16 protein-coding genes are annotated in these 18,896 nt (G+C 43.6%); 7 read left to right on the forward strand and 9 right to left on the reverse strand.

The window, feature by feature from the left end; genetic code table 11:
• Window positions 1-71 precede the first annotated feature (71 nt).
• From HMPREF1534_RS15445 to HMPREF1534_RS15425, 5 genes are all read right to left on the reverse strand, one after another.
• Complete coding sequence (locus HMPREF1534_RS15445; RefSeq protein ID WP_005937131.1) at window positions 72-3,944, reverse strand: TIM-barrel domain-containing protein; 3,873 nt, start codon at window positions 3,942-3,944, stop codon at window positions 72-74.
• Between the two features lie 336 nt (window positions 3,945-4,280).
• Window positions 4,281-4,724 carry an Hsp20/alpha crystallin family protein gene (locus HMPREF1534_RS15440; RefSeq protein ID WP_032932365.1) on the reverse strand — a complete coding sequence of 148 codons (444 nt, stop codon included), beginning with the start codon at window positions 4,722-4,724 and terminating at the stop codon, window positions 4,281-4,283.
• Between the two features lie 259 nt (window positions 4,725-4,983).
• On the reverse strand, window positions 4,984-5,454 hold the full coding sequence (locus HMPREF1534_RS15435; RefSeq protein ID WP_005937135.1) for an alanyl-tRNA editing protein: 471 nt from the start codon (window positions 5,452-5,454) through the stop codon (window positions 4,984-4,986).
• A 76-nt stretch (window positions 5,455-5,530) separates the two neighbouring features.
• Complete coding sequence (locus HMPREF1534_RS15430) at window positions 5,531-6,079, reverse strand: GNAT family N-acetyltransferase (RefSeq protein ID WP_005937136.1); 549 nt, start codon at window positions 6,077-6,079, stop codon at window positions 5,531-5,533.
• A 177-nt stretch (window positions 6,080-6,256) separates the two neighbouring features.
• Complete coding sequence (locus HMPREF1534_RS15425; protein WP_005937138.1) at window positions 6,257-7,309, reverse strand: linear amide C-N hydrolase; 1,053 nt, start codon at window positions 7,307-7,309, stop codon at window positions 6,257-6,259.
• Window positions 7,310-7,425: 116 nt separating this feature from the next.
• On the opposite strand from HMPREF1534_RS15425, the gene HMPREF1534_RS20250 reads away from it, so the two are divergent.
• Window positions 7,426-7,695 (forward strand): hypothetical protein, encoded by a 270-nt coding sequence (locus HMPREF1534_RS20250; protein WP_154653393.1) that lies wholly within the window; start codon window positions 7,426-7,428, stop codon window positions 7,693-7,695.
• Between the two features lie 454 nt (window positions 7,696-8,149).
• Window positions 8,150-9,238: an HpaII family restriction endonuclease gene (locus HMPREF1534_RS15420; protein WP_005937141.1), complete on the forward strand. Its 1,089-nt coding sequence runs from the start codon at window positions 8,150-8,152 to the stop codon at window positions 9,236-9,238.
• A gap of 277 nt (window positions 9,239-9,515) precedes the next feature.
• Here HMPREF1534_RS15420 and HMPREF1534_RS15415 read toward each other — a convergent pair whose 3' ends face one another.
• The 4 genes from HMPREF1534_RS15415 to thiD form a co-directional block, all read right to left on the reverse strand.
• A complete protein-coding gene (locus HMPREF1534_RS15415) occupies window positions 9,516-11,213 on the reverse strand; it encodes an alpha-amylase family protein (RefSeq protein WP_005937143.1) in 1,698 nt (565 codons plus the stop codon).
• Between the two features lie 15 nt (window positions 11,214-11,228).
• Window positions 11,229-12,014, reverse strand: a complete 786-nt coding sequence (locus HMPREF1534_RS15410) for a patatin-like phospholipase family protein (protein ID WP_005937145.1) — start codon at window positions 12,012-12,014, stop codon at window positions 11,229-11,231.
• Window positions 12,015-12,173: 159 nt separating this feature from the next.
• Entirely contained in the window at window positions 12,174-13,061 is an 888-nt protein-coding gene (fabD, locus tag HMPREF1534_RS15405; RefSeq protein WP_005937149.1) for an ACP S-malonyltransferase, read from the reverse strand.
• A 60-nt stretch (window positions 13,062-13,121) separates the two neighbouring features.
• Window positions 13,122-13,949, reverse strand: coding sequence for a bifunctional hydroxymethylpyrimidine kinase/phosphomethylpyrimidine kinase (thiD, locus tag HMPREF1534_RS15400; RefSeq protein WP_018452497.1), 828 nt, complete (start codon window positions 13,947-13,949; stop codon window positions 13,122-13,124).
• Window positions 13,950-14,075: 126 nt separating this feature from the next.
• Between thiD and HMPREF1534_RS15395 the strand changes: the two genes are divergently transcribed.
• From HMPREF1534_RS15395 to tnpC, 5 genes are all read left to right on the forward strand, one after another.
• A complete protein-coding gene (locus tag HMPREF1534_RS15395) occupies window positions 14,076-15,014 on the forward strand; it encodes a UDP-glucuronic acid decarboxylase family protein (RefSeq protein WP_005937155.1) in 939 nt (312 codons plus the stop codon).
• Window positions 15,015-15,022: 8 nt separating this feature from the next.
• Window positions 15,023-16,216: an ATP-binding response regulator gene (locus HMPREF1534_RS15390; protein WP_005937158.1), complete on the forward strand. Its 1,194-nt coding sequence runs from the start codon at window positions 15,023-15,025 to the stop codon at window positions 16,214-16,216.
• 19 nt (window positions 16,217-16,235) lie between these two features.
• Window positions 16,236-16,604, forward strand: a complete 369-nt coding sequence (locus HMPREF1534_RS15385; RefSeq protein WP_005936264.1) for a hypothetical protein — start codon at window positions 16,236-16,238, stop codon at window positions 16,602-16,604.
• Between the two features lies 1 nt (window position 16,605).
• Window positions 16,606-16,950: an IS66 family insertion sequence element accessory protein TnpB gene (gene tnpB / locus HMPREF1534_RS15380; protein ID WP_005936267.1), complete on the forward strand. Its 345-nt coding sequence runs from the start codon at window positions 16,606-16,608 to the stop codon at window positions 16,948-16,950.
• A gap of 88 nt (window positions 16,951-17,038) precedes the next feature.
• Window positions 17,039-18,820 carry an IS66 family transposase gene (tnpC, locus tag HMPREF1534_RS15375; protein WP_005936270.1) on the forward strand — a complete coding sequence of 594 codons (1,782 nt, stop codon included), beginning with the start codon at window positions 17,039-17,041 and terminating at the stop codon, window positions 18,818-18,820.
• Window positions 18,821-18,896: the final 76 nt, after the last annotated feature.

The following is an 18,896-nucleotide window of genomic DNA, read 5'->3' on the forward strand; positions in this document are numbered from 1 at the left end:
AAGCTATATCACACTCTGTTTTGAGTATTGATATAGCTTTTTTTAATTACTGCTGGGGGCAGTGAAGTCTCTTAGAACTTACAAACGTTCAGTTTCTTGTCTACCAATAATCCGTCAATCATCTTCAGATTGAAGTTTACTCTTTGTTTAGCTTTTAATTTCAAGATAAACAAGTCATTGGTTCCTTCGAGTGAAGGTTTGTTGCCGATATTGACGAAAGTTGGATACAATGCTTTTGTGCCATTGGTGTGAAGGCGGTCATAAGTAAAGTTTTCCATCTCTTTCATGCTAACCGGTTGTACACCGACAAATTCAAACTTCTGCTGGTCATAAGGCAAAGCGAAGCTCAGTGCATTGACAGATTTAAGGTCTATACCTTTCACTATCACTTCAATGACTTCATCCTTGTTATAACTACGTTTGGCAGTGCTCATTTCGATTCTTCCGCTTACTTTTTCAGTTTCATTGCTTTCGTCTACACCATCTTCCAACTGAGTGGCTACTACCGAGATATCATAAGCGTCAATCAAATCATTCTTGTTGATATCACCATTGCTGATGTAACCTTCAAAGTCGCCGTCGCCTTTACGCAAACCGGTGTAGTTGGTATAAGAAGTCAAGTCGTTGTTGTCAATCTTACCGTCATTGTTGATGTCGCCTGGCAAGTAACTTTCAGTTCCGGGAACTTTGAATACATACAGTTCACGACCGGAGCCATAATTGCCAACACCTTCTGTTACAGAAAGTTTGATGTAACGTGCAGTCGGACGTTCTGTGAATGTAAATACTTTCACCTCATCCTTGCGGTTCCATTCAAATGCACCGGCTTCAGTCCAGTGTTCTTTGTCCATACTATATGAAACGGTTCCTTTCAACAATGTTCCGTTGCCTCCGTCCTTACGGCTCAGATAGTGGAATTTATCCAATTGGTTGACACTTCTCAAGTCAATAATCATGTCGAACGGCAAAGCATTGGCTCTGTACTTGGTGTGCCACATATCACCCATTTCGGCAAAGTCGAAGAGACGATCAATTTCAAATCCTTCTTGTGATTTGGCTGTCACTTCACCCTTAATGCCTCGGATAGCAAATTCCAATGGGTTAGATTTTGTCTTGGCTGTAAAGCTTGCCCAGTCTGATTGACCGTCTTTGTTTACGGCACGAATCTTGAAGTCATAAGTTGTTTCGGCTTCCAATCCTTCAAATAGCAGTTCTGTATCTTTGATGGTGCTGTAAAGAATACCATTCAATTCTATTTCATAATAGTCTGCATTGGCTACCGGAGTCCATGTTGGTTTCAGCGTATAAGCTTCCGTATTTTCGGCGGTTACTTCGGCTTTCGGAGCTGTCAACGAGCCCGAAGTGACGCGGTAAGTATCGGCCGGTGCGTAACGGAATCCGCTGACTGTTACGTTAATCTGATTAGTGGTAACATCCATTGGAGCCAGCTTGATGAGAAGTTGAGGATTCTTAACGATGGTTACCTTTTCAAACTCACTTCCCGGAGTAGCAAATTTATTCAGGTTGGGAGCAGCATCGTAGAAGTATACGTTCTGTCCGTTTTGGAATTGTTCCAGAGATGCAACTTCGGTCAGCTTAATCTTGCTTTTTCCTGCTTTGGCAGAGATAGCTTTGGGCTTTTCGGTTACATTGATTCTGAACTCAGTGGCTTTTTCTTTCACGAAACCGTCAAAGTTACCCTGAGTGCGGTGTACGGTGATGAGCACTTCGTTTTTGGGAGTAACGTTCGATTCAATGAAAGTGGTTACACCCTTACCGTCTTTATATGCTTCGGTGATACCGTCATCGTCATATTCCACGGTCATGGTGTGTTTATTGGGGTACATTTCATAAATGCGCAGACCCTTGTTGATTTCACTCACGTTATTGTTCGGGTTAGTCATCGGGATGATGGCTCCGTTCTTGACAAATACGGGGAGTTTCCACAGAGGAGCAGCGAAGTTATTGATAACGCGTCCGCCTTCATATTTCTCGCCGGTGAAGTAATCGATCCATTCGCCTTCGGGCAGATAGATACCGTTGCGGATATCATTGCCTTCGGCATCTGCTTTGGTATTTTGATAGATAGGTGCCACCAGGAAGTCGGTTCCATACATATATTGGTATTTGGTGGCGCTGCCCATCGTATAGTCGTTCGGGAATTCGAGGAACATGGCTCTGATGATAGGCATTCCGTCTACAGCTTCTTTGGCAAAGCTGTAAGCATATGGCATCAGCTCTGATTTCAGCTTCAGATACATACGGTTGATAGAGGTTGCCGGTTCACCCAAGGCATGAGGATACTTTTCGTTGCTGCCCCAGCCGTCCATATTGAGCTCCATCGGTGTCCATGTCTTCCACTGAAAATCGCGGATATTCACGGCCGGGTTCTTTCCGCCGAAGATACCGTCCATATCGGAAGTGATATTAGGTTGTCCCGAAAGGCCCGAACCGATATAAGTCGGGATATGGAAGCGGATGTATTCCCATTCGCCGCCGGTCTGGTCGCCCGACCATACACCTGCATAGCGTTGAGTTCCTGCCCATCCGTCCAATGAGATGATAAACGGACGTGCGTTGTTGCCATAATAAGGCATGATTTTACCCACATCGGCCACGCCGTTCAAGCCGAATGAATAGCCTGCGCCTACCCATGCAACATCTGTTTTCAGAACACGCACACCGGCGTCTCTTACTTCTTTCACGATATCACGCTGAAGCAATGCACTGATTCCTTCTTTGGGATGGAGGTCGGATTGTGTCCAAAGCCCGATTTCCACTCCGTTCTTGCGGGCATAGTCACCCAGTTCTTTCAGGTTTTGGATATTGCCGTCCAATGTTTCGGTTTGTCCATATCCGGCTCCGTAACCGTCATTAGGGAGCAACCAGCCCAAAGGCATATCATGGTTCTTATAACGGTCTATCACAGCCCGTGCCGAGAATTGGTAATTGTTTTTTTCACCGTTCAAAGATTCCTTGATACCGCCATTGTCCTTTTGGCTTTCCTTATAACGTTTTCCATCTTCAAACAAGATTCCCTTTTCGTCTTCTTTCCAATAGTCGCGGTTGTATGCATTCAGGTGTCCCTGATAGAAGCCGAACTTGGGTAATAATACCGGATTACCGGTGAGTTGGTAGAAGTCGTTCAATAAAGCAACGGCACCGTCACTCACCATGTAAAAGACATCCAGATAATCTGTTTCGTGAGATAGTTTTACTTTTCCTTTTTCTTCTGCACCAAAGTCGTATTTACCTTTCTTGAAGGTATGCCACATCACGCCGTATCCGTTGGTAGACCAATAGAAAGGAGTAGGAGAAGCTACGCCTCCATCTGTCCAGCTATTTTGGTTTTCGATAGCAATTGCTTTCCCTTTGTGTGAGAATCTTCCGTTTTGCACACCACCTCCGTAGAAATATTCTTTCGGATTTTCTTTCAGGGTGATGGTTACTTTATCTTTCTCAAACGAAACGGGAGCAAGTTCTTCCACTACTACCTTGCCGGTTTTAAGGTTGGTGATTTTCAGTAACGAAGTGGCTTTGTCAATCTGTATGCTGATATGCCCGGTTGTGATACTGATTGTGCTTCCATTGTCGTCAATGTCCAACTTTGACAATGACATTCTGGGATTGTCTACCAATATCTGTGCTTCGGGTTTGGCTTCCGGATTTCGGATGATTCCACCGGCATTATCTTGAAAGACTCTGAAGATATTATCACCGTAAAAATCCAGTGTCATGCGTTGGTTGTTGGCAAACAAAACTTCGACAGCTGTCGGATTGAGTCTTTTGATGCCCACAATTTGAGGACTCGGAAGAGCAGTTTCACTTGCGACATACGTTCGTTGGGCAGCCTGCACGGGTGCACCTGCCAGAACAAGTGGAAATGCCAAGGCAAGTAGTGCCGCTTTTTTCCCTTTGTGGTGTTGGTTAGTGGTATTTTTCATAATAAACTATGATTAAATTAGAATATTGTTTTAATTTATTCGGTAAAGATAAAGCGTAATATTGATAAACAGGCAGGTTTTTAAGAAAAAATTAAGTATATCTTTTAAACTTTTGTATTCGGGAGGGCGAAAAGGCTGCCTTTAAGGTAGGCGTGTCTGTAGATAAGGATGGAGTACGTTTTTTTATGTTTGGTTATTTTTATATATAAACAAGAAGGTGTGTTAAAATTCCTCTATGATAACAACGTAACAGTTGCTTTGGAATTTTGACACACCTCTTTATTACTTTCCGAATGGCATTGCAGCTGTGTTTCGGGAGGTTTTTGGTTTTATCGTTTATTTAACTTCGATTACCTTTGTTGCTTTTTCCTTTTCTTCAGGAGTCCGTTTCGGTAATTCGATAGTCAGGACACCGTCATTCACTTTGGCGTCTATTTTATCCTTATCTACATCATCCGGCAGAATCAGGGTTTGTTGGAACTTAGAGTAAGAGAATTCGCGGCGCAGATAACGGCTTTCTTCCTTGCCTCCTTTGTCGCCTTCTGTAGATTCTGTTTTCTTTTCCATAGAGATGACCAAATCATTGTCCTCATTGATATGGATTTGGAAATCTTCTTTTTTCATTCCCGGAGCGGCAACTTCTACTTTATACTCTTTTTCTGTTTCGATAACATTAATGGCCGGTGCTGTCGGGTTGGCTTTTACCATCCAGTCATTGTTCAAGAAATCGTTAAAAATACTTGGCAACCAAGTTTGGTTGGCTCTTCTTACTGGCATCATAATCTTAATCTCCTTTTGGTTTATGGTTAAACATTTTAGTTACTTTTGAACTCCGGCTTCTTTCGATTCCGTCGTTCACTACTCATAATGCAAACACCATACCTTTAGTTCGATTTCCCGTGTGCTATATTCCGCTCTTTTAAACCTATAAAACCTTTCTTAAAGGTCAGGGGTAAGACTTTAAGAGAGGATAGAACTATTTAAACGTTGACACCGACAGGCTGCTGCCAAAATGTAATTTTCAAGGACATATTGGCAGCTATTGGGCTTCTGTAAGTTTGAATCTCATACGGAAAATACCTTCTTTATAATCGTAACTGATGATTTTGAATATACCTATTTGCGAAGTGTTTTCCACATGCAGACCGATGCAGAGGCATTCATCATAGTCGCCCACGTGCACCACTCTCACGGTTTCGGAGGCATGGTCGGGCAGACGTTTTAGGTCAAACCGTCCCACGGCTTCCTCTTGTGTAATGAATTCCGTGGTGATTGGCAGATTTTTTTTTAAAGTCTCATTCACAATTTTTTCTATGCGGTTTATCTCCTCTTTGGTGGGGCAGGTAGGTAATGCGAAATCTAATTTGCTTTTCTTGCGTTCGATATGTGCCGACACTGCACGCTCGCAGCCAAAGAGGTTTACCATTGTTCTGTTTACGATATGCTCCGTGGTATGCATGGGGGCGATGGATGCATCCTGAAATTTGGGAGCTGCTTGGTTTATTTCCATAATAAATTTATTTTATTGTGTTTGGATATTCAAAGATAATGTGCTTTTGCCGGATATTTCTGTCTATTGTTTTTGTTTAATCCTTCCATTGCTTTATTTCTTTCTTTAAGATGCTGTATACATTGAGGTTGACAAACTTCTTTGTATACATCAGTTCCCCGTCGCGTTCAGTTCCTTCCAGGTGGAAGCCGAGTCTTTGCGGGATGGCATTGCTGGGAGTGTTTCCTTCGGCGCAACGGATTTGGATGCGGTTCATGCCTCGTTCTTCGACGGCAATCCGGCAGAGATGGCGCACACATTTGGTCATGATTCCCCGGTGCTGGTATTTGGGCAGAAGCCAGTAACCAATTTCTGTACGCAAGTTTGCTGCATCGGAATAATGAAAACCTATCAGTCCGCACACTTCTTGTTTCTCTTCAATGATATAAATGAAGTCCCGACGGGCACGCGGAACTCGGAGCACGGAGCTCAGAAATGCTTTTTCTTCTTCCGCAGTCAGAAATGTGACGAACGGGAGCCATTCCTGCAAGTACTCGCGGTGCAAATGAATGGCATTGTATATTTTTTGTGAATCACTTATGCGTACTTCCCGAATCGTTATGTTATCGGTAATATTGGTTTTCATGGTGAATCTGAATTTAGTTCGCCAAAGATAAATCATTTTTTTGTGAAAAGGAATAAACAAAGTGTTTTCTTTGGAGGAAGATATGAGTGACACGGATTTCACGCAGTGGGGAAGAGGAAATCGTGAAACCCGTGTCTGAAAGGGAAAGACCGGCTGTTTTGAGTCTTTTCTTAATTTCTATAAGGTGGGTGTCTGAAATAGGAATACGAAAGACTTGCTGTCTTTCAAATCCTTGACGGCATTTCCGGCATATATTTCTCCGTGTGTCAAAGACAGTTTTTTTATCTTCGCTTTCGGACTGAAATCTATTTCTTTCAAGTCGAGCCAAAACAGATTGGGAGTCAATACATTGTCAAAATAGTACACCTTGTTCTTTTGGTCGCAAACCGAACGCCAACGTGTAGATGAGATGTGAGGCTTACCGGGAGTGGTGATGCCGAAGGGAACAGATACATTTCTCATCACACTCAGTACACTTGGGACGGCAATGCGTGCGTCGGGAGTCTGCGGGATGGCATGAATATAGAATGATGCACGCACAAAACGGTCACTTGAACGGTTTGTACCAGGTAGCATTTGCAAGCCTCCTATCTCTTTCCAATAGTCGTTGATGGCCAGTTGTGATGAATATTTGGGCGAGTTTGTCATAACCTGATATTCTTTTCCTTCGTGTATTTCCAACTTTCCGTCCAGATACTCCAGCACAGCCGTATTCCCTGTATTGTCGGTGATAGCCAGGTGTAAAGTGGAGGCTGAGCCGTTGGGCATTTGAGGTGCGTCAATTCGGAATATCTCTTTTTTGAGTTCATCTACCGCCTCCCGCACAGTGGCGAAATTGTCGAGCACATATTGTGTCCAGATACTGATTCCCATTACCGGACGTTTGTCTCCGAGACGCTTGTACACTGATTCGGGAAGAAATAAAAGGCTGGCTACTAATCCCTTTTCATTCATTCCGTCACATGTGCCGATGTCATATCCTGTAGCGATGACACTGCCGTATTTCGAAGTCCATGTCACCGTCTCTCCCTTGTTATATCCTGCTCTTTGGATACCTCTCGGAAAGACGTACAGATTACTCATGATATCCTCTTTCCAGTCCATGGTACGTCCGGTGACAATCAGATTGTCGGGTCCGATGTATACAGCCCGGGTGCACGCTTCTATCCGCTGTATGTGAATGGATAGCATAATGGTTAATGCGATTAGCGCAATGTTTTTTGTTCTCATTTTTTTATATTAAAAGATTATTGTTTATTCATAAAACAGATATCGGGTGTGGCTTGTTTAGGCGGAGGCAGTAAAATAAGTAAATCATCGGATAATATAAAACCACCTGTAAAAACATGGGAGTGAGTATTGTGGCACTGTTCAGTAGCTTCTTTGGGAGCAGTCATTATTCTTGGGGATTTAACATATCAATCAAATACCTGTCCCCTGATGTTGTCTCCTCCGGTTTTCAACCCCTGCATGCGTTTTTGAGTTTCCTAAGCCGTTTCATTAGCCGGACCAAGCGTTTTCGTCCTTTCGATTATGCCTGTCTGTCCGTCGGATTACTACAGTCTCCGGCAGCGGACTGTATGGTTCGTTGCAGTGGACCGTACAGTCCACTGTAGCAGACTGTACAGTCCATTGCCGCAGACTGTAATAATCTTCCGTTTAAAAGACCTTGACCGGCCATAGGAAACGGTTTATTCTTCCCTTAGTTTGTGATATGATGTGATATTTAAATCCCCAAGAATAAATAAGTGACCCGAATTTTTTCAAAATATTATGCTAATACACTTTTTGACTTGCTCCCTTCTTTGTGTAAGAAAGTATATTTTTCATGTACATTCGCATACTGACCGTACAAAATAAAAAAAGGAGCAACGCCTTGCTCCAACCTTTGTTAACCTTAAATCTAATACTATGAAAAACACATTGCAAAGGTACGGACTTTTGGGATAATAGCAAATAATTGAAGCTAAAAAACATGTTGCATAACATTGTTTAAGATTTGCTTTTCTTAAAAAGGCATCTTTTAATACTTCTTTTACTTATCTTTGCACCCATTAAACAGTAATCGATATGGCATTTGAAGCAACAAAGAGAGAGTGGGGCGAACTTTACGCCTTTTTCCGCTTGCTGGCGGATGGTTATGTATATGCGGGAACTCCTGAAGTGAAGAAGAATGAGGCGCAACGATTGCCCGTTGCCATGATTCAGCGGGAGGAACACGACGGAACCCGCCGATATATTATTGAAAGTGAGGAAAATATACATATCTGTGGAGAAAAAATTGATAAGCTGGTGGCACGTGAGGACTTTTCTGCTGTGGCGGAACTGATTTTATCGGCTGTGAAAGCGAGTCGTGAAAATGATGTTATGTCACCCGATGGGGTGGAGGAGTTTTTGGATGAGGTGGCTATCTTTGATTTGGAAGCAAAAACGGATGACCGTACCGATTTTTATGTTGCTTTTTACAGTGCGGATGCGCCTTTGACGGGTTTCTGTGTCCGTTCTCGTCTCAGCTCCATGTTTCCTTTACTAGACGGTGGACGAACTGCTAACCTGAAGTTTGAGCAGACCGGCATCAAGTTTGCCACTCCCACAGTCAATAAAATCAATGCATTTGGCGAGGAAGACGATGTGGCGGGACGTATGTTGATGATAGAACGTCTGGGAGGTGTCTTGAAGTATAGCGATGTGGCCGACAAAGTGTTCCGTAGCAATTTGAGTATGATAGACCTGCATTTTCCCCGCATGTTGGGCGAAATGCTGCGCATCATGCATCTGGACGGCATCACCAGAGTGAGCGAGCTGACGGAGGTGATGAAGCAAGTCAATCCGTTGAAGATTAAAGAGGAATTGATTACCAAGCATCATTATTACGAATATAAGATGAAGCAATTCCTGCTGGCACTTGCCTTGGGAATGCGTCCGGCAAAGCTCTTTACCGGAGTTGATTCGGCTGTATCCGGCTTCTTACTGGTGGACGGCAGTGGTGAAATATTGTGTTATCAAAAGGCAGACCGTCAGACCTTTGCCGATTTTCTGTTCAATAACTCTCGTTTTGAAAAAGGTTCTACCGAAAAAGATAAATATGGTTATTTGGAGCGCGAAAATGGAGTCTATTATTTTAAGCTGAACGCAAAAATCGGTTTGGTGAAACGATAAGATAATGCAGCAGAGAGAGTGTGCCGGCATGAGACGCTCTATTCTATCTGCATTCGGGCGAAAGATATTTCTTGCGACTGTAGGGGTAATGATAATATTGTTATTTTGTCAGTAGGGGCAGGGCTTGCTAGTCCGAAGACACAAAGCAAACTGTTTTCGGGCGAGCGGACCTTGCCCCTACGAACTAAACGACAGCATTATCCACGTTTTGACACACCCCTTTCGATAGATTGGTTTAGTTTTGGCATTCCTCTGCTATTCATTGTCTGTTTCGTGTTTACAGCTTGAACTTCAGAATCTTTCCATTCATGGCATCCAATAAAACAGGCGTCGTCTTGTCGGGTGACAATACCAATTTCTCTGTATTTCCTGTCAGCAATTCCACTGCATTATATTCTAAGTTATAAGGTATTCCCAAGAAATCAAAAGCATGTTGCGGAATGTTGACTGCTGCCCGCACCGGAATGCTGTCAAAGTTGACCATTATCAGCAGCAACTCATCATCCAGCTTACGCATGAAAGCATACTGCTTATGTTCGTTGAATACCCATCCTGCCAGGTTAGCGTATGTTAAATCAAAGAATACTCCTTCGCGTATCGCCTTCTCCGTGTTGCATAAATTTAATAGTCTGGAATAGAAAGTACGTAGTTTCTTCTCTTCTTCGGTCAGCAGCTTATCATCGAATTTGCCGTTATTGCGCCAACGGCGGATACTGTCCACGCTCCAATAATCGAAGATGGTCGTACGTCCATCTCGTCCGCTGAATCCTTCCGTATCCATTCCTTGTTCGCCTATTTCCTGTCCGAAATAAATCATGACCGGATTGTCATTCATACAAGCAGAAACAATCATGGCAGGGATAGCGCGAGCACCGTTTCCGGCAAAGAAATCGGAAGCAATGCGTTGTTCATCGTGGTTCTCAAGGAAGTTGAGCATACGGTGTTCTATTCCACTCAGGCTTTGCCAGCGACTGGGAATGGAGGTAGCCGATTCCCAACCCGAAGTGATGGCTCTCAGCGTATCATACAAGCCTACCTTATCATATAAATAGTCGAATTTTCCATTGAAAAGATAGTTGCGGTATTCTGCCGGATTATAAACCTCGGCAATGAATATCAGGTTGGGGTATTGCGCTTTGACCTGTGGAATGACCCATCCCCAAAATTCGACAGGGACCATTTCTGCCATATCGCACCGGAATCCGTCGATGCCTTTTGATGCCCAAAATAACAATATGTCGAGCATTTTGTTCCAAGTGTCGGGAATGGGGTCGAAATGTGTGCTTCGTCCGTTCATGTAATCCACGCCATAGTTCAACTTCACTGTCTCATACCAGTCATTGATGCCGGGCCATGCGTCAAAACGGTCATTGCCGGTGGCTTTGGCAGGAAATTCTATGTAGGGTTCGGCGGCACCGCGGTGAAGATCGATATTGCCTTCCAGTTTTGTGCCGGGAATGTAATAAAAGTTATTATTCGGGCTGAATGCTAGGTTTACATCATCTTGTTCGCCCAAATCAGCCACTCCTGCCGGTTTGGTGTCTGAACCATATTGGCGGGCAACGTGGTTGGGAACAAAATCAATGATTACTTTTAGTTCTGCCTTGTGTGAACGTTTTACCAAGTTCTCAAATTCTTTCATCCGGTCGGGGATGCTGGTTGCCAAATCGGGGTCTACATCATAATAATCCTTGATGGCGTATGGTGAGCCGGCTTTTCCTTTGACTACGGCAGGGTGGTCCGGGCGTATGCCGTAGCGACTGTAATTGGTTTGGGTGGCGTGTTCGATGATACCTGTATACCAAATGTGTGTGGCACCCAGACGCTTGATTTCTCCCAAAGCCTTGGCCGTAAAGTCAGCCATTTTTCCGCAGCCGTTCTCGTCCAAAGAGCCATTGGTTTTGCAACGAGGGTTTCCGTTTCCGAACAAACGGGTAAACACCTGGTAGATGATAATTTTTTCTTGTGTTTTCATTATATTATTTTTTATTTATTTCCAAATAGTTCCTTTCTCTCGTAACAAATGGTCTAGAATTTCATTCGCCGTATTGTATCCTTGTTCAAAAATTTCTTCGGCTTTTTCCAGCTCTCGGTTGCTGTATCCTTCCAGTCCGTAGGGTTCAATCAACAAATCACTCAGAGGCTTTTGTGACAGAGTGTTCGCTTGAAAAATAAAATGATAGGCCCTTAAAGCAATTGTTACCACGTTCTTTTTATATTCGTCTGCCACCAATGGACTGACGTTGAATGCAATCACTTTTTCACACATTTCGCGGATGGGAGTTACCGGGAGGTTCATTAATATTCCTCCATCTACGTAATAAGTATTATTGATTTTCTGTGGTGCAAACAGTACCGGCATGCAACATGAGGCAGCTACCCGTTCAGCAATTTTCCCCTTGCGGAAAGAAACTGTTTTTCCGTGGTCCAAATCGGTGGCCGAGATAATAGTGGGGATGGGAAGTTCTTCTATCAGTTTGGTTCGCAGGTTGCTTTCCAGGAAATCAATGAAACTGTCAAGCTTCAGCAATCCTTGTTTGTTAATGGAAAAGGTTGTGAGTTCGGTAAATGAATGGTGTTCAAAGAGTTCAATGATGTGATAGGGTTCTCTGCCATCAGCATAGAATACGGCAGCCAGTGCACCGGCACTTACTCCGGAAAGTATGTTCGGTGTTATGCCGTGTTCGTGTAGTGCCTGCATGATTCCTAAGTGGGCAAATCCTTTGATGAATCCTCCGCTCAGGGCATACCCTATGTTGTATTTGAATGTATTCATTAATTTATCTCGTTTGTTACATGGGCAAACATAATCATTTTTAACGAGATATGGAAAAAAGATGGGATAAAAATACACCGTCGTTCCTCCCCGAAGATGTCTCCATTGCTTGGAAAAATTCTCTTGAGCTTTTGAGGAAGAATGACGGTGTATATTTATTTATGCTATTCCGTGAGCGTTTGCGTCTTTGTCTATTTTCTTAATCAAGCCTTGCAATACAGCACCCGGTCCGCATTCTGTAAACTCGTCGGCTCCATCGGCAATCATGTTCTTCACTGTCTGAGTCCAGCGAACAGAAGCGGTCAGCTGAGCTACCAGGTTAGCCTTGATTTCAGCAGGATCGGTGTGAGGTAAAGCGTCTACGTTCTGATAAACAGGACATTTTGGTGTATGAATTTCAGTTGCGTTGATGGCGGCTTCTAGTTCTATTTTGGCCGGATTCATCAGCGGAGAGTGGAAAGCACCACCCACTTTCAGAGGCAGAGCGCGTTTTGCACCGGCAGCTTTCAGTTGTTCGCAAGCTTTATTGATGCCTTCGATGGAACCGGAGATAACGATTTGTCCCGGGCAGTTGTAATTGGCGGCAACCACCACTTCGCCTTCTTTAGAGATGGCTTCGCATATTTCTTCTACTTTTTCATCAGGTAATGCGATGATGGCAGCCATTGTCGAAGGTTGTGCTTCGCAGGCTTTCTGCATAGCCATGGCGCGTGCATATACCAGCTTCAATCCGTCCTCGAACGACAAGGCTCCGGCGGCAACCAAGGCAGAGAACTCACCCAGTGAGTGTCCGGCTGTCATTTCAGGTTTGAAATCATCACCCATGCAGAGGGCTGAAATAACCGAGTGAAGGAACACGGCAGGCTGAGTGACCTTGGTTTGGCGAAGGTCTTCGTCTGTACCTTCAAACATGATGTCTGTGATGCGGTATCCTAAAATGTCATTCGCTTTTTCAAATAATTCTTTGGCCAAAGCCGAGTTTTCGTACAGGTCTTTACCCATACCTACAAACTGTGCTCCCTGTCCGGGGAATACAAATGCTTTCATATTTTTCCTTTTTTGGTTTAAAAACGTTGCAAAGGTAATTATTTCTTTGGAAACTAGGTGCTATTCTTCCTTAATATTCATAGGGACAGGATGATAAAAGTGGTTTAAAGGGCCGTGTCCTTCACCGATGCGGATATCTTTCCCTGCCTCTATGCCATGGGTGACGTAGCGTTTGGCACATTCCACTGCTTGCGGCATCACATAACCCAAAGCTAGGAATGTGGCGATGGCAGAAGAGAGGGTACAACCGGTTCCGTGGGTGTTCGGACTCTCTATTTTGGTGGAGGTGAACAGGTGAGGAGTACTTTCTCCGGCTATCTGCAGCACATCGCACATTAGTCCGCCTTCCAGGTGACCGCCTTTCAGGAGGACGGCTTTGCAACCGAATTTCAATAGTTCGAGGGCAGCCGATTTCATCTCTTCTACATTATTAATAGGATGGCCTGTCAACACTTCTGCTTCCCTCAGATTGGGTGTGATGAGGGAGGTGAGGGGCATTAAGTCATCGGTAAGGGCTGCAATGGCGTCATCTTCTATCAGCTTGTGCCCACTGGTAGATACCATGACGGGATCGAAAATCACATACGCGGGTCGGTACTTGTGCAGGCAGGCAGAGATAACCTTTACAATCTCAATGTCATTTATCATTCCTATTTTTATGGCATCGGGACGTATGTCGTCCATGACGGCTTCTATCTGTCCGCGTACAAAAACAGGGGGTACAGGGTGGATGGCACGTACGCCGGTGGTATTTTGAACTGTGATAGCGGTGATGGCGGTGGCTGCATAAGCGCCCAATGCCGAGATGGTTTTCAGATCGGCCTGGATGCCGGCGCCTCCGCTGCAATCGGAGCCGGCTATGCTCATAATGGTTGGATATTTTTTCATTTATTGGTCGGATTAACTATCATGTCTGCAAATATAAGTAATAATATTGTATTTAAAGTTTGCAGGAATGGAACTAATCGCTTATTTTTGCTTTACGAAAGAAAATATAATATAAATGATAGAAGGATGAAGAAAGCCCTGGTAAGTGGCGGTGCGGGCTTTATAGGTTCGCATCTTTGTACGCGTCTGATAAACGAGGGTAACCGGGTTATCTGTCTTGATAACTTTTTTACCGGAAGCAAAGATAATATAAAGCATCTGATAGGACATCCGTGTTTTGAGTTGGTGGAACATGATGTGGTGAATCCGTATTGTGCGGATGTGGATGAGATATATAATTTAGCATGCCCTGCTTCCCCCATTCATTATCAATATGATGCGATAAAAACAGCAAAGACTGCTGTTTTCGGAACTTTTAATATGTTAGGACTGGCAAAGAAAAACAATGCACGTATGCTTCAGGCATCGACAAGCGAAGTGTATGGTGATCCGATTTCTCATCCGCAGCAGGAGTCTGACTGGGGTAATGTGAATCCTATCGGTTACCGTTCTTGTTATGATGAAGGGAAAAGGTGTGCCGAAACATTGTGTATGGATTATTATCGCCAGCACCGGGTGAAGATAAAAATAGTGCGAATATTCAATACATATGGTCCCCATATGTTGCCCGATGATGGGCGTGTTATTTCTAACTTCGTAGTGCAAGCCTTGCAGAATAAAGATATCACGATTTATGGTGACGGAAAGCAGACCCGCAGCTTTCAATATGTGGATGATTTGATTGAGGCAATGGTGCGTATGATGGCCACGGGGGATGACTTTACGGGACCGGTGAATATTGGAAATCCGCGTGAGTTTTCTATGTTGGAACTGGCACAATTGGTGTTGAAACTGACGGCCTCAAAGTCAAAAATAGTTTATCAACCTCTTCCTTATGACGATCCGCGTCAGCGTCGGCCTGATATTACGTTGGCAAAGGAAAAATTGGACTGGAAACCAACTGTACGGTTGGAGGAAGGGTTGATAGAAGTAATTAATTATTTTAAACAAATTCTCTCTAAATAGTGGCGAATATGACAGCAGATGTTAATGTAGTGATAGATCATTCGGAATACACCATCTTGGTAGTGGATGATGTGGTTTCTAATGTGTTGCTATTAAAGGTATTGCTTACAAACGAGAAGTTTAAGGTCGTTACTGCAAATAATGGTAAGGACGCGTTGGTGCAGGCAGCCGAAAAGCAGCCGGATCTGATTCTGTTAGATGTTATGATGCCGGAAATGAATGGCTTTGAGGTGTCAGAGAAACTGAAAGCGAATCCTGTGACTCAGAATATACCTATTATTTTTCTGACTGCTTTGAACACGACTTCCGATATCGTGAAAGGGTTCAAGGTGGGGGCGAACGATTTTATTTCAAAGCCTTTCAATAAGGAAGAATTGGTGATTCGTGTTACTCACCAGATTTCGCTGGTGGCGGCTAAAAGAATTATTCTGCGTCAAACGGAAGAATTGCGCAAAACAATCATGGGGCGAGACAAGCTTTATTCTGTGATTGCTCATGATCTGCGTTCTCCTATGGGTTCCATTAAAATGGTACTCAATATGTTGATACTGAGTTTGCCTCCTTCTCAGATTGGAGAAGAAATGTATCAGATGTTGAGCATGGCCAACCAAAGTACCGAGGATGTGTTTGCTTTGTTGGATAACCTTTTGAAGTGGACAAAAAGTCAGATTGGTAAATTGAATGTGGTGTATCAGGATTTCAATATTGTTGAGAATATTGCGTCAGTCATTGAGATTTTTAATCTGGTGGCAGGCATAAAGAATATCAAATTGCGTTATCTGGGAGATGATAAGATAGAGGTTCATGCTGATATCGATATGATGAAGACCATTATGCGTAATTTATTGAGCAATGCGATTAAGTTTAGTTATAATGATTCTGAAATCGTGGTCGGTGCCCGGATAGTAGACGACAGTGTGGTGGTCAGTGTCAGGGATAGCGGAAAGGGGATGAGTGAAGAGGACCAGCGGAAGTTGTTGAATACGGAGACTCACTTTAGTAAATATGGCACGAATAATGAGGAGGGTTCCGGTTTGGGACTGTTGTTGTGCCTTGATTTTGCCGTTAAGAATGGAGGGCGTCTTTGGTTTGAATCGGAAGAGGGGAAAGGTTCTACCTTTTATTTTTCGGTTCCGTTGAAGGTAAGCATTCTATTTTCCGCCTTGACGCACATTATTCACAAACCTACCTTTGCGCCATAACCAAATAACAACAATGATTATGGCGAAAGAAAAAGTAAACTATCAGGAGGTATATGACCTCTACCAGTTATGCAGCGAGACCAAGGATCTTCGCGAGTTCTGTGCGGATTATGGAGTAAACTACGACAAGTTCATGAACTGGCAACGTCATCAGCTTTGGAGCGAGAAGTTAGGCAAGACAGTTCAGGTTGATCAGCCCAAGGTTGCTAAAGTCCAGATAACCGGTAAACCTTGCAACAGTCCAACTGTTAAGATGGAAGTGAAACAACCGGAAGGCGAACCTCCTATTAAGTGGGTGAAACTGCAATTGACATCTGGAGCGACATTGTTTCTGAGAAACACCAGCGTTCTTGATCTGAGTCTGTTGCTTAATAAAATGATAGGATGATATGCTTGGACTGAGTGCTAACCTGAACTATTACCTGTTCAACGGTAATGTGGATTTACGGAAAGGCATCTTCCGTTTGTGTGAAAGTATAAGGCAAGAGATGTCACTTGACCCTAGTGATGCGTCCAATGTATATATGTTCATGTCCCGTAACCGGAAGGTCGTCAAGATACTTCATTACGAACGCGGTTTTTATGTGCTTTACGAGAAACGTCCTGTCATTGGAAAGTTCAAGAAACCTGTGTTTGACGAGGTGTCAAAATGCTACCGGATACAGTGGTCTGACATGGCTTACCTGACGGAAAGTATCGTAGTCGACAGAATGTATGTAACTCCTAAAGAATGAATAATAAGGCGTTGATTTACAATGGAATAATACAAAAATAATCGATAAAAAGTTTGCGTAACTGCCTGATTTTTCGTACCTTTATATCATGATTGATGAAAGAGCATACGAGTTACTTTGCTGCCAGCTGGGTCTGGCGAATGAGGAAAAAGCAGGGCTTCGCAAACAGAATAAAGAACTGATTGCGAGGCTTGAGTCTATTGAAAAATCCAACAAGGAGAACTCAAAAACTCTGATTGATACAATCAATGACCTCAAAGAATCCCTCGAAAAGCAATCAACCACGGTTGAACATTACAGGAAAGAAATGGAACTTATGAGGAAGCAGCTTGAAGCAAAAGACGAGGTGAACATGATGCTTGCAAACGAGATATCCAATCTCAGACTTCAGCTTGAAGACAGCAGGAAACACCGTTTCGGCCGTACATCTGAGCAAAGAAGGCTGCTGAACAACCGTAACATTGACAAGTCTGCAATGGAGAAGTCCGAATATGACGGTTCTGACAAGAAAGGTGATGATGATAATAAGGCCAATGGTAACGAAGCTGGTGGCAATACCTCTTCCGATAACGCAACAGCACAGAACAGCAAGCCTTCAAGAAGAAAGGAAACCGCACCACGTGCGGAAAAGACCAGGCTGAAGGTGGACAAGGTAGTGGTACATGAAATAGAAGACTATTACCAACTCCCGGATGGTGCAAGGCTTATGAACCGCAACGGAATGGCTGATGTGTGGGAATACAGGTTTATAGAACATGTGCGTGCCCATAACGTGGAACATGTGTACAAGGTGGCAAGGGTAAAGCTTGCAGACGGCACTTTCACTAACACGATGGAGCATCCCTTGAAAAACCTTGGAGGAATCTTCTCTCCTGAACTGCTTGCCCGTCTGCTTTGTCTGAAATATGACTTCAGCATGCCTGAGAACAGACAGATAAGACTGCTTGCAAGAGAAGGCATCCATATAAGCAATACCACGCTGAACAGCTATATCCACAACGGAATCTCCAGGCTTAGGGAGTTTATGGAAGATGTCTTCAAGAAGTTTGTACAACAGGCAAAATACCTTATGGTTGATGAGACTACCGAACTCGTTGGAGTTGAAACACCGGAAGGTAAGGCTTACAGGAGAAAGTACTTATGGGCTTTCTTTGCAAAGCATGTCAAGTTGGTTTATTATCATTACAATAACGGCAGCAGAGCATCTGATGTGGCAAAGACCTTCCTTGATCATTTTATGGGATCTATATCTACAGACGGATATACGGTTTACAGAATGTATGACGGAGAAGGCTCAAAGGTGCTTCATATAGGATGCTGGACGCACTGCAGGAGGTTGTGGGTTGATGCTTTGCCATCAGACAGGACGGCGATGGACATAATAGATTCTATCGGTGATTTATTCAGGAATGAAGACCTGTTCCGCACAATGAAACTCAGCAGTGAGAAGATAAAGGAAAAAAGACTTAAACTTACGGGACCTGTTCTTGAACGTATACATCATAAGGTGGTCATGATGATGCAGGATGCGAAGATCATGGCTAACGAACTGATAAGAAAGGCTGCGAACTACACGATAAACCAGTGGAAATCCTTGAGAAATATCCTCAAGGACGGTTCAGCGGAAATATCCAACAATCTCTGTGAGCAAAGAATGAAACCTGTAAAGCTGCTGCTCAAGAACTGTATGAATATAGGAAGTGAGGCAGCCGCAGAAAACTCGGCATTCATCTTCTCCCTGATAGAAAGCTGTAAGTTGAACGATATAGATCCTCAGGATTACCTGAAGCACTTGTTTGAATGTATTCTTCATGGTAAGGACTGCGACAAGAAGGCTCTTCTGCCATGTTTTTATAAATCGGAATGTTAAAACTAAACTATTTTCTTACGGACATTTTTATTTTATCGGCTGAAAAACAGCCGATAAAATTGTCGTAGCGGAAAAT

Source organism: Phocaeicola massiliensis B84634 = Timone 84634 = DSM 17679 = JCM 13223 (assembly GCF_000382445.1).
Classification (GTDB): Bacteria; Bacteroidota; Bacteroidia; order Bacteroidales; family Bacteroidaceae; genus Phocaeicola; species Phocaeicola massiliensis.

Bases quoted from the DNA above. Each gene is read 5' to 3' on its own strand.
- HMPREF1534_RS15420 (WP_005937141.1), top strand. From the start codon at position 8,150: ATGGCATTTGAAGCAACAAAGAGAGAGTGGGGCGAACTTTACGCCTTT.
- HMPREF1534_RS15395 (WP_005937155.1), top strand. From the start codon at position 14,076: ATGAAGAAAGCCCTGGTAAGTGGCGGTGCGGGCTTTATAGGTTCGCAT.
- HMPREF1534_RS15415 (WP_005937143.1), bottom strand. From the start codon at position 11,213: ATGAAAACACAAGAAAAAATTATCATCTACCAGGTGTTTACCCGTTTG.
- HMPREF1534_RS15425 (WP_005937138.1), bottom strand. From the start codon at position 7,309: ATGAGAACAAAAAACATTGCGCTAATCGCATTAACCATTATGCTATCC.
- tnpC (WP_005936270.1), top strand. From the start codon at position 17,039: ATGATTGATGAAAGAGCATACGAGTTACTTTGCTGCCAGCTGGGTCTG.
- HMPREF1534_RS20250 (WP_154653393.1), top strand. From the start codon at position 7,426: ATGGGAGTGAGTATTGTGGCACTGTTCAGTAGCTTCTTTGGGAGCAGT.
- HMPREF1534_RS15440 (WP_032932365.1), bottom strand. From the start codon at position 4,724: ATGATGCCAGTAAGAAGAGCCAACCAAACTTGGTTGCCAAGTATTTTT.
- HMPREF1534_RS15445 (WP_005937131.1), bottom strand. From the start codon at position 3,944: ATGAAAAATACCACTAACCAACACCACAAAGGGAAAAAAGCGGCACTA.
- tnpB (WP_005936267.1), top strand. From the start codon at position 16,606: ATGCTTGGACTGAGTGCTAACCTGAACTATTACCTGTTCAACGGTAAT.
- fabD (WP_005937149.1), bottom strand. From the start codon at position 13,061: ATGAAAGCATTTGTATTCCCCGGACAGGGAGCACAGTTTGTAGGTATG.
- HMPREF1534_RS15430 (WP_005937136.1), bottom strand. From the start codon at position 6,079: ATGAAAACCAATATTACCGATAACATAACGATTCGGGAAGTACGCATA.
- HMPREF1534_RS15385 (WP_005936264.1), top strand. From the start codon at position 16,236: ATGGCGAAAGAAAAAGTAAACTATCAGGAGGTATATGACCTCTACCAG.
- HMPREF1534_RS15435 (WP_005937135.1), bottom strand. From the start codon at position 5,454: ATGGAAATAAACCAAGCAGCTCCCAAATTTCAGGATGCATCCATCGCC.
- HMPREF1534_RS15410 (WP_005937145.1), bottom strand. From the start codon at position 12,014: ATGAATACATTCAAATACAACATAGGGTATGCCCTGAGCGGAGGATTC.
- thiD (WP_018452497.1), bottom strand. From the start codon at position 13,949: ATGAAAAAATATCCAACCATTATGAGCATAGCCGGCTCCGATTGCAGC.
- HMPREF1534_RS15390 (WP_005937158.1), top strand. From the start codon at position 15,023: ATGACAGCAGATGTTAATGTAGTGATAGATCATTCGGAATACACCATC.